This is a genomic window from Nostoc sp., from assembly GCF_036917575.1.
In the GTDB taxonomy this organism is placed as follows: Bacteria; Cyanobacteriota; Cyanobacteriia; order Cyanobacteriales; family Nostocaceae; genus Nostoc.
Genome location: NZ_JBALDC010000021.1, coordinates 1 through 10,917, shown reverse-complemented (window position 1 = coordinate 10,917; position 10,917 = coordinate 1). Strand labels below are relative to the sequence as shown.

Genomic DNA, 10,917 nt, shown 5'->3' with positions numbered 1-10,917 from the left:
CGGGGCTGAAGGCGACACCCCTGACAGAACTGCTATGCCCTTTGAGAGTTTGTAATTCCTGCCCTTTGAGATTCCACAACTTCACCGTCTTGTCAAGACTTGCAGAGGCAATAGTTTGGCCATCGGGGCTGAAGGCGACACTATTGACATAACTGCTATGCCCTTTGAGAGTTTGTAATTCCTGCCCTTTGAGATTCCACAACTTCACCGTCTTGTCATCACTTGCAGAGGCAATAGTTTGGCCATCGGGGCTGAAGGCGACACTATAGACATAACTGCTATGCCCTTCTAGTCGGTTATGTTCCTTAACTCCATAAATTACCTGCTGGAGTGTAGCTACAGCCAAAAGCTGGGTATCTGGTTCTAGATTTTTATCTGGTTTTTTGAGTCGCTTTCCTACTTTCAAGCCTGCGACTAAAGCATCAAGTTCTAAATTTGATGCCATCAGGTTTTGTGATTTGAGGCTATCGGCGCGAATTTCGGCATTTATCCGACCTTTATTCGCCTCTGCTTTAGCGGCAGTTGCTTGCTGTTCTTGTTTTTGGGCAATTTTTTGCTGTTTTTCGGCTTCTGCTTGTCTTTGTCTAGCTAATTGTTCAGCCACTTTAGTTTGCTCAAGGGCATTTGCTAATTTTTTTCCCCTTTCTTCAGCTAATTGTTGTGCAGACTTTGCTTGCTCCTCTCCTTTTTTAGCTCTTTCACTCTCCTGATTAGCAAAGCGCCTTTGCTTTTGTGCCTCCCGGCTTTGTTCCTCTGCTTTTTTCTGCTGTGTTCGCGCATTTTCAGCCTGACGCTTTGCCTCAGTGCGTTGAGTTTCTGCTTCTCGACGCTGTTGTTTTTCTCTCTCACTGGCATTTTGGGCAGTCAGACGTTCGCCATTCACATACACAGCCACTCCCGTCATCAAAACCGAAAATACTACCAGTACCGCCACATAAGGCAGTGCAGGTTTTAGACGCTCCCACCTATCGCGCAAGTTAAACGGCAAATGTTTATTAATCCACTTATAATCAAATACTTGCCGATAGATTTGATTCCGCACCCGCAAAACATTATTCTCTCGCCGCACCACCCCCGAAAGCTTCAAGTGAGATTTAGCTAAAGACTGTTCCTCATCCACAACCGCCTGCTTACCCTGGCGAATCTGGCGGTAAATAGTCAAAACCTCCGAGTCTGGTGAGCGTTTAGTCAGCATATCGCGGACAAACTGCAAGTTATTGTCTTGCTCACTCATCGCGCCAAAAAATGTGCTGTTAACTATTCTGTCTACATCGGCTGCGGATAAGACTTGATCCCCCCTAGCCCCCCTTAAGAAGGGGGGAAGAATAGAACTCTTACTAAAGGTAGTTGGGGAAATCTCCAAAACTGGTAATTGATTGCCCCCCTTTTGAAGGGGGGTTGGGGGGATCAAAACCAAAGCACCACAGAGACGCTGCGTTAAATATGGGTGTCCCCCCGTCCACTTCAACACCCAGCGTAATATCTGGTTGGCTTCATTGCTGGATAATGCCAATCCCTCAGCTAAAGGTAAAGCTTCCTCAAAGGTAAAATCAGTTAAATCTACACGCTGTCCAATATTAAACGGCGTGCGCTTGGCATCACCGATTAAATCGCCGGGAGTCGCTACCCCCATTAAGACAAAAGAAAGCCGCCTAAATTCAGGATTAGTCGCACGGGCAACATAGAGATAACGAATTGCAATAAAAAAATCATCGGTAAAATCCAGGCTGAGGGTAGAGTCAATTTCATCGACAAAAATCACAACTTGCCCATTAACCTCAGCCAGTAAAACCCTCTCAAAAAACTGTGTTAGCCGTTGCGATACTCCTAAATGCTGGTGTTCTTGCCACCAACTCACCACATCTGTATCAAACATCAGTTGGTCTTCTAGCTTGACCAAAAAGCCAAAATACCACTGTTCGGCTGTGACATTTGCCCCCAATTCCTGAAGGTCAACAATTACCGAGCGAATTCCCTCGTCCATTAAAGTTTGCGCCGTGCGTACCATCAGGCTAGACTTACCCATCTGGCGCGGCGTCAGCACATAAGCGAAAGTTGCCGACTCACACAGACTGAGCAATTCCTCATCAGCTTGGCGAGGAATGTAAATGCCACCACCAGCCTGTACCGTGCCGCCAACGGTGTAAATGCTTGGATTAACCACGCAAATGCTCCCGGAAATAATCGGTGTAAAGTTGACAACGGGGAAACACTACACGCCCTTGGCGACGCACTAAACCCGCACCCCGCAAGCGGAAAAAGATGCGCTCATCTTCACAGGTGTTCTGGCGAATTACTTGGAACATACCCTTAACCAACTCCTGTTTGTTATGCAGCCGAAAAAGGTGGTTACGTAAATGATTGCCAAAGGGGCCATTATCTGCGATCGCATTGGCAAATAATTCGGTAGGATGGAGGCGATCGCTAGCAACTAAGTAAAGTGCAAGGCGTACTAAATAAGGATGTCCACCCAGTAACGCGATTAATTGCTTTTCTTCGTTAGCGTTGAGGGGTGAACCATGACGGCGGTTTAAATCAGCAACCTGTGCTGCTGTAAAATCTTCTAAATCAATTACTAGCCCAACATTAAAGGGAGATTGGTTGAGATTATCAATTAGCTGGTAGGGTTCAGTGGAAGTAACCAGTGCTAAATCCAGTTGCTTCCAGATGGGAGTAGTGGCGCGGCTATTGTGCCAGCTTCGCAGCATTCCAAAGAAATCAGAGCGAAAATCAGTATCAAAGACCCTTTCAACTTCATCCATCGCTAAGACAATGGGATTGCCAAACTCTTTGAGCAAATAGCGCCCAACATAACGAGTGCAACGCTGACTATTGCCCAAAGGCATATTCCAATACTCATCAACTTTATCAGTCATTTCCAGTTCATCAGTTAACCAAGTACAGAACTGGCGAAAGAAAAGGTCAGCATTAGTTAAGGCGGCTTTATCAAACAATTGGAAATCCAGCAAAGCAACCCGCTTACCTACATTCACAGCAGTATGAATTGTGCGGATTAACAAGGAACTTTTGCCCATTTGGCGGGGGCCTTTAATTGTAATTGTCACACCTTGGCGCTCAATAGTTTGCAAAGTAAGGGCATCAGATGAGCGTTCTACGTAAAAAGTAGATTGCGATTCCATTGTCCCTTCCGGCATTTCTAGGGAGACAGGTTGTGCTGAAGGAAAGGGATGGGGTAGGAGTGACGGCTGACTTATTTGAAGTAAATCTGCTTTCGATTTTTCTTCACTAATAGCCAATGCACCGCCAGAAACAGCCTGTAACAACTCTGCAATCAGGCGCGGCGTATCTTCTACATCTTTCCAGAATGCCCAGTTAATCCCATTTAAGTAAGCACTCAAGGGATACACAAACGGTTCTTGATACGCCAGACGCACTGGGAGAATTATCGGGCGTCCTGACTGTGATTTTGCCAAGTGATGTGCTGTCTCTATTTCTGCAACCACCATCTCGCTGCTGGTTGACAAAGCTGAAAGGAAAGTAATCAGAAAATCAGCTTGGCGGATTTCTGCTTCAATACGTTCAGCCCAGTGTGTGCCAACAGACATAGTTTGGTCGATAAAGACTTTGTGCTGCTGCGATAGCGCCTGGAAGACTTGCATCGCCACCGGCTCATCGGGGCTAGCATTACGCTTATAGCTGATGAAGATGCGTTTAGCCTGGGAGTTTAACATTACTATTAACCTTGTCTTCCTTCAGCTTTTTGAGTGGAAAAGCTTGTCTAGTTGCGAGTCAATCTGGTATAAAAGTTGGGTAATTCTGTGCTTCGTCATCTAAGGGCAGTTTTTCCCTATTTTGAGGATTAGCAGAAAAAATCAGGATTTTATTCACGGTGCTATTAATTAGTTACACTCTACTACAGTGCAGTTGCAGGCAATTACCGACAGCACAAAAAAATCGTTCACGGAGTTCAAACACTCATTAACGGAGTTCAAACACTCATTAATAGAGCTAAAAGACTCATTAACGGAGTTCAAACACTCATTAATGGAGCTAAAAGGCTCATTAATGGAGTTCAAAGGCTCATTAATGGAGTTCAAACACTCATTAGAGATATAAAAAATAATGTAGAGACGTAGCAATGCTACGTCTCTACAAGGGTTCTGGATAACGCATATTTAATTTCTAGAGATATAGCCGTAGTCACACAGGTTAGGACATTTGGAAACGGTGAAAGAAGAGAGTTAGCAATAGTTTTACCTCCTGCCTCCTGCTATATCTATTAATAGAATTCAAAGGAATTAAACCTCATCTCAAACAAAAACAAAGCCTGCGTAGACAGGCTTTGTTTTAGTAGCACCAGACTATAGGTCTGTGGGCACTTTCAAATTTTTACAACACATTGGATAACTAATTTCAATCAACGTCTCTGACTGTCCTCTTCGCTGCATTGCCTGCATCTTCAGCTGTGCGCTTAACATTTTTACCAGCATCCTCAGCGCCACGCTGAACATTTTTTGTCACGTCTTCGGCAGCATTCTGGGTATTACCCTTGATATTTTCAATTCCTCGCTGAGTTCCCTTAACAAGACCTTTGCCAAGTTCTTCAGCTGAACTTCCGATATCTTCACCTAAATTTTTCCCTCTTTGACCCAAAGGTGTACCTTTTTTGAAATTGTCGATATATTCCCCAGGACTGTTAACCCCTTTCTGGTCAATATTCTTTTGAGCATTTTTTACTAGTGCATCAGCTTTGTCATTAGCTGCCTTTTCATCTTGCGCTCTAGGATCTACATCACTAAAGTTATTCAACCCACCAGCCGGAGAACTCAGAGGATAATCTTTTGTAGGATCATATCGCTCGGCATTAGGTACTTGAGCGCCAGGTTGTGGTGGCGGTGTTGCTATTCCTGGAGCACCACAAGCTTGTGTCAGAAATAAGAATATTCCTGCTAAAAAAACAGTTAAAACTTTTAAGGGACGAATGTTTTTCAGCCAAGTCATTGCTTTTTTCATACTTCTCACTCCTTGCATTTTTGTGAATAAGTTAAACTTCAACCAAGATAGCATTTGCAATCTATTTCAAATCTCAAGCATTGAGACAAAATAAGGCTTCTATCTGCCTAATGCCGGATTTTTTTGTAATTCCGGTCTAGCACCCGCTTCATCTGCCTTGTTCTTCAAAAAGCCGGAAGCTTCTTCAACAGCTTCTTTTACAGTCTCAAGACGATCTTTGACCCGCTCTCCTACATTTGATTCATTCTGAATCAAACCACCGGGTTCAGGTTTGCGGAAGTCTTTATCTGTGATGATTGGCAGTTCTGCTTCTTTCTGAACTCGACCTGCTGGTGTCTCGCCACCAGGATAAAGTATCCCAGATTCTCCATTTGTAGCAATCAACAATTGCGAACTTAGTTGTAAGCTAGCTTGGTCGCGTCCCTGATTAGCTTTTGGATTTGTTATTTTCGGATCGGTGGACATATTGTTGTTGGTATAATTGTCTCCACCATTCTTATAAGGATTGTTTGCTCCCCCAGCTTGTACAGCAGGATTTTGGGGATTTGCACCTTGAGCATTTGCTCCAGTACAAGCAGTGCTAACTATCAACATTAGTCCAGCTAAAAAGATAGTTAATATCTGGCGCAATTTTATTTTTTTCAAGAATACTCTTACCGCGTTCACGTAGTTCTCCTTACCAAAATATTAATAAGCTAATAGTTTGCTGAATTATTGGATTAGTCAGCAAGTTATTGTGCTTGTGTTGCTTCCCTGACTTTTGATAACCTCTATTAAGGATATGAATAATAAAATTAACTGTACCTCTAGCGCAGGCCACATTTTTATTATTAATAATAGAATATTTTTATCTAACTGGAGAGAGATATAAAATAAAATAATATCCTATTCAAAAAAAAACTACATAAACCTGTTTAATACTTCAAAAGTTTTGCATAGATAGCTAATGTACTGTAATAGTTGAGGCATTCAGCCCTTGTTGCTCTAACCGTTAAATTACTAAATTAATGAAGCAATTTTTACGCTGGATAATTTTGGGGGGAACGCTGTTTTTTTTAGGGAAAGCTTTGAAGGATAATTGGATTGAGGTGACAGCTATCCGCATTGATGATATCGGATGGGCAATTATGGCGATCGCTACAGGGGTAACATTACTAGCTCATACTTGGGCAGGCTGGATCTGGACTTGGATTCTTCAAGAGTTAAATCAACCTGTATCATCTTCCCAATTCATTCAAGTTTACCTAAAAACGAACATCGCGAAGTATTTACCAGGTAATATCTGGCATCACTACGGGCGAATTGTCGCCGCCAAAAATGCCAATATTCCTACAGGTGCAGCCACCTTAAGCGTTTTGCTGGAACCGTTACTCATGCTAGCGGCTGCTTTAATTATCATTGTCCTATGCAGTAGCCAATTTGCGGCAGTGAATACTACCTTTGCGATCCAAATACTACAATTCCTGAGTTTAGCTGTAGTCCTTTGTGCAATTCATCCCTGGTTTTTAAACCCAGTTATTCGCTTTTTATATAGATTAAAAGCCAAAAAGTCTGCTGATACTACTCAACCAAGCATTCCCTTCAGTCTTAAAAGCTACCCTTTACGCCCTTTGTTAGGAGAAGTGGGCTTTATGGGATTACGCGCCACTGGATTTATATTAACTATGTTCGCCTTGAGTTCGTTGAATGCGAATCAAATTCCTTTATTATTCGGGGCTTTTAGTTGCGCTTGGTTATTGGGGTTTGTTATACCGGGTGCGCCTGGTGGGTTAGGTGTATTTGAAGCGACTGCGTATGAGCTTTTACGACACCATTTTCCAGCTGCCTTAGTATTTAGTGCGATCGCTTTATATCGCCTCATTAGTATTCTAGCTGAAACTGCGGGTGCTGCCCTAGCATGGTTAGACGAACGCGTTGCTAAATCATAAATCAGGCAAAACTTATTTTTGTCTATCTACCTTTATTTGTGAAAACACACGATAACTATCCAGATTTAATTGCTGATTACTGCTTTGTTTTTCTTCTTCTATCTTTATCAAGTTATATTCTACATTTTCTGCATAAATGGCGAATGTGATATTAAAAATCTCGATAAAATTTATGACTCCTTTGCATTCATCTTCCGAATATCTTTCGTAATAACGAATCAAATGAGCAATCCGAGTTTCTAGATGTCTCCGAGAATTTTTACAAATCAAAATCATCTTTAATAGTATAATTACCAACGTGAGAGCATGACCTTGGTTAATTAATAAGATAAATAATTGTGAAGGCTCTTTAGCATTTTCTGTTGTCAAGTAATCAATTACTCGATTACAGGTTCTTAAAAACAATTCTTTACTAATAACTTCTTGATTATAATCTGTCTTCCATAAAGATAACCTATCTGCAAAGTGCCGCCGCCAAGTCTCAACTAATTCTTGCTTTTCTACAGAGAAAAATAGATATTTTTCCAGATTTATTTTAAATTCCTTCAGAGTTTGATTTTCAGTTTGCTTAATAAATATATGGGCAATATTATCATGACTAAATACGCCCTTTTTTAAAACAATTGCTTTTATCAAGCGCAGAGCTTGATCTCCTAAAATACTAGGATTTTTATAGCGTGTTGTGCTTGAGACAGCAGATTGAGAACGAGCAATATACATTGCTAGTTCAAACTTAAATTTATCTTTTATCTGTTTAGAAAGCCTTCTAGCAGCCTCTTGTTGCTCTTTAGGGTTATTATTATTAACAGATTGATCGATCAATAAATAGGAAGTGTAGCGATTAGCCCAATGACCTTTAGATGATTCTTCATATTTAGTAGCAAATAATTTTAAATCTTTGTAATCTTTGCTATTGACAAACTTCTCCAGCAAAATTTTACAAGTTTTTATTACTGGAGGATTACTATCTTTAACTTTCAGATTTTCATTAATAAATAGATTAATTAGTTCTTGAGTATATTTATCTTTTCTATTAGTTTTCCAATTATTAATGATGATATAACAGCACCGCTTAAGTGTATTATATAATTCCTGTTCATTATCATCTACAAAAATTCTATATATTCCAGGTGGTATAGAATCAGAATATTCAGAATCAAGACCGTCTATAAATAAACCTTTGAATTCTCGTAAAACATCCTCTGGGGACAATTTATTAACAATTTTCACAAAGAAGCTATAAACCTCTTCTTGGGCAGTTTGCACATCTAATTGTCTAGAGTTAGACGTAACACAATACGGATTTTCCTGACTAATTGATAAACGATTAGTGGTCATTTCAGTTATCAGGACAAAAAGGCTTCCTGTTCATATTATTATCAGCTTAACCTTAGCGAACAGGAGCATGAATCTATTCTTCAGAAATTCAGTCATTTTTTTACATAAATTTGATTAACTAGGACTCTAAATAAAGTATTAAAGACAAATTGTTTAATCCTTCATCAAATAGGTTAGTGAAATTACTTATTTATAATTTTGAAAGACCATACATATATGAATATGGGCGAGTTAATCTCTAGATTAGATATAACCCGCCCATGCCTTCTATCGAAGCTTTTCGGTATTTTAAGTTTTTAGTGGGGGTGGAGGGACTTGAACCCACACGACCTTTTACGGTCAACGGATTTTCATTCTCCCGCAGTTTTCACTGCTACCTGATGACAATAGCCAGCTCAGATTTTAAGAATTGGACTCTACCTTTACCCTCGACTTAACGTTAGGGTAGCTCCCGTCGGGTCTCTGCACCTTCCGAATAATTATGAGTTAAGAGTTAGGAGTTAATAACTCAGCACTCAGGACTTTTTTCGGCTTGGCTCAGGATTGCCATGTCTGTCACCAGATTTAGGTTTCCCTGAGTTTGAGAGCTTCCACTTGAGGGATTTCTCCTTCAAGGCTCAATTATTTAAGTCCGTAGCGTCTACCATTCCGCCACACCCCCAAAGGTATTAAGCAACTAGTCTAACTAGTTATTTTTTAGAGGTAGCAATACCTCCTTATATATTCCACCATCAATTGTGTCTTTTGTCCAACTAGATTGAAAATATTTTTTCCAGATTGTGCGATCGCTTAACAGAGTTGGAAATTTTCTTGGTTTTCTCGTAATTAATCTGGATAAGTTTTCGATTTTGTTTGACTAGAGCATTTTTTTACTAGTGGATTCACATAATAGCATGATATTAGCTTTTGTCATCAAATCCGTTGAATCGCCCACAGTAAAAATACTCTAGCGCAGCTTTGCTGGGCTTTCGCCTGCTTGTTAGCTGTTTCGAGGAATTCTGGCGCAGTTATGTTGAAAGCATTATGACTATACTTCTCTGAGTCTGTCTCTTCAGCCTATGATGGAAAACAGATGCTTAGACAAATAAAGTTATGATTGTCGCCCTGCTGTATCTGATTTTAGCTGGAGCTTACCTTTTAGTAATCCCCATTGCTGTCTTGCTGTACCTGAAGCAGCGTTGGTATGTATGTAGCTCCATTGAGCGTGTCTTTATGTACTTTTTGGTGTTTTTCTTCTTTCCAGGTTTGTTGGTTCTATCGCCGTTTGCAAATTTTCGACCCCAACGGCGACAAATTCAAGTTTAACGAGATTGGTAGGTCATAACTCTCATGCGACGGATTGACGCTATTGGAATTGGCTTGGGTGTTTTTATTGCCGGCGGTTTGGCATACTTGGGATTGCAGCTAGTTGGCTTGGATAATCAGAAAGCTGGTATATGGAGCCAAGTCTTACTAGTCAGTGGGTTAGTTGGCTGGCTAGCCACCTATTTTTTCCGTGCGGTGGGACAAAAAATGACCTACCATCAACAGCGGGAACAGTATGAGCAAGACTTTCTGCAACAACGGCTAGACGAGCTTACTCCCGAAGAACTAGCACGAATTCAAGCCGAAATAGAACAAGAAAAGCAATCTCAGGTGTAAAGTTATCATTGGTCAGTTGTCTGATTTGTCATTTGTCTTTTGTAACTTGCCTAAAGCTAATGACCACTGACCAATGATCGCTGACCAATGACCACTGACTATTGACACTTGACTAAAATGACTGCAATTTCTGATTGCTTTGAAACCCTTGGGAAAAATGGTGAGTGCGCTCTGATTCCGTTTATTACGGCTGGCGATCCAGATTTAGAAACAACAGCAAAAGCGTTGGAAGTTCTAGATCGTAGTGGAGCCGACATTATAGAACTGGGTATACCCTATTCTGATCCTCTGGCTGATGGGCCAGTAATTCAAGCTGCTGCTACTCGCGCCTTACAAAGGGGAACGAAATTAGAGCAGGTGCTAGAAATGTTGCAAGGGATTACTCCCAAATTGCGATCGCCTATTATCCTATTTATGTACTACAACCCAATTCTGCATCGGGGAATTAAAAAATTTCTCTCTTCAGTTGCGGCAGCTGGAGTTGCAGGATTGGTAGTACCAGATTTGCCCTTGGAAGAAGCAGCAGGCTTGCTCCAACCAGCTAGTGAAATGGGAATTGACGTAATTTTGTTAATCGCTCCCACCAGTTCTGCTCAACGCATAGAAGCGATCGCTCGTTCTTCCCAAGGATTTATTTATTTAGTCAGCGTCACAGGAGTTACAGGGGTGCGATCGCAACTGGAAAACCGCGTGTCTGATTTACTCCAACAAATTCGTAGTGTTACTGATAAACCCATTGGTGTAGGCTTTGGCATCTCCGAACCTACCCATGCCCTTCAGGTAAAGGAATGGGGCGCAGATGCGGCGATCGTGGGTAGCGCTGTTGTCAAACGGTTAGCCCAAGGGACACCAGAGCAGGGACTATCGGCGATCGCCCAATTTTGCCAAAGTCTTAAGGCAGCCATCAAGACCACCAACACCAGCACAAATACTCCTCTTGATTAGGGACTTCCAGAGAATAAAATATACAGTCCATAAAAATGATAATCATTTTAAGGAGGGAGAGAGAGGTTGCCGACGGCAACCTCTCTCTCCC

The 10,917-nt window shown here is 41.4% G+C and carries 9 protein-coding genes; 4 read left to right on the top strand and 5 right to left on the bottom strand.

What is annotated here, in order from left to right; all coding sequences use genetic code 11:
* The 4 genes from V7K79_RS05150 to V7K79_RS05135 all read right to left on the bottom strand — a co-directional run.
* Positions 1-2,164: P83/100 family protein (locus V7K79_RS05150; protein ID WP_335045324.1), on the bottom strand; the 2,164-nt coding region annotated here is incomplete at its 3' end.
* Positions 2,157-3,692: an AAA-like domain-containing protein gene (locus V7K79_RS05145; protein ID WP_335045322.1), complete on the bottom strand. Its 1,536-nt coding sequence runs from the start codon at positions 3,690-3,692 to the stop codon at positions 2,157-2,159. The genes V7K79_RS05145 and V7K79_RS05150, both read right to left, overlap by 8 nt.
* 682 nt (positions 3,693-4,374) lie before the next feature.
* Complete coding sequence (locus V7K79_RS05140; RefSeq protein ID WP_335045320.1) at positions 4,375-4,974, bottom strand: hypothetical protein; 600 nt, start codon at positions 4,972-4,974, stop codon at positions 4,375-4,377.
* A gap of 99 nt (positions 4,975-5,073) precedes the next feature.
* Positions 5,074-5,640 (bottom strand): DUF6658 family protein, encoded by a 567-nt coding sequence (locus V7K79_RS05135; RefSeq protein ID WP_335045318.1) that lies wholly within the window; start codon positions 5,638-5,640, stop codon positions 5,074-5,076.
* Between the two features lie 341 nt (positions 5,641-5,981).
* Between V7K79_RS05135 and V7K79_RS05130 the strand changes: the two genes are divergently transcribed.
* Complete coding sequence (locus V7K79_RS05130; protein ID WP_335045316.1) at positions 5,982-6,902, top strand: lysylphosphatidylglycerol synthase transmembrane domain-containing protein; 921 nt, start codon at positions 5,982-5,984, stop codon at positions 6,900-6,902.
* A 12-nt stretch (positions 6,903-6,914) separates the two neighbouring features.
* Here the strand turns inward: V7K79_RS05130 and V7K79_RS05125 are convergent, their stop codons facing one another.
* A complete protein-coding gene (locus V7K79_RS05125; RefSeq protein ID WP_335045314.1) occupies positions 6,915-8,240 on the bottom strand; it encodes a hypothetical protein in 1,326 nt (441 codons plus the stop codon).
* 1,092 nt (positions 8,241-9,332) lie between these two features.
* Between V7K79_RS05125 and ndhL the strand changes: the two genes are divergently transcribed.
* From ndhL to trpA, 3 genes are all read left to right on the top strand, one after another.
* Complete coding sequence (gene ndhL, locus V7K79_RS05120; RefSeq protein WP_335045312.1) at positions 9,333-9,545, top strand: NAD(P)H-quinone oxidoreductase subunit L; 213 nt, start codon at positions 9,333-9,335, stop codon at positions 9,543-9,545.
* A 24-nt stretch (positions 9,546-9,569) separates the two neighbouring features.
* Positions 9,570-9,881 (top strand): DUF3007 family protein, encoded by a 312-nt coding sequence (locus tag V7K79_RS05115; protein ID WP_335045310.1) that lies wholly within the window; start codon positions 9,570-9,572, stop codon positions 9,879-9,881.
* A gap of 117 nt (positions 9,882-9,998) precedes the next feature.
* A complete protein-coding gene (gene trpA, locus V7K79_RS05110; protein ID WP_335045308.1) occupies positions 9,999-10,826 on the top strand; it encodes a tryptophan synthase subunit alpha in 828 nt (275 codons plus the stop codon).
* The last annotated feature ends 91 nt before the right edge of the window (positions 10,827-10,917 follow it).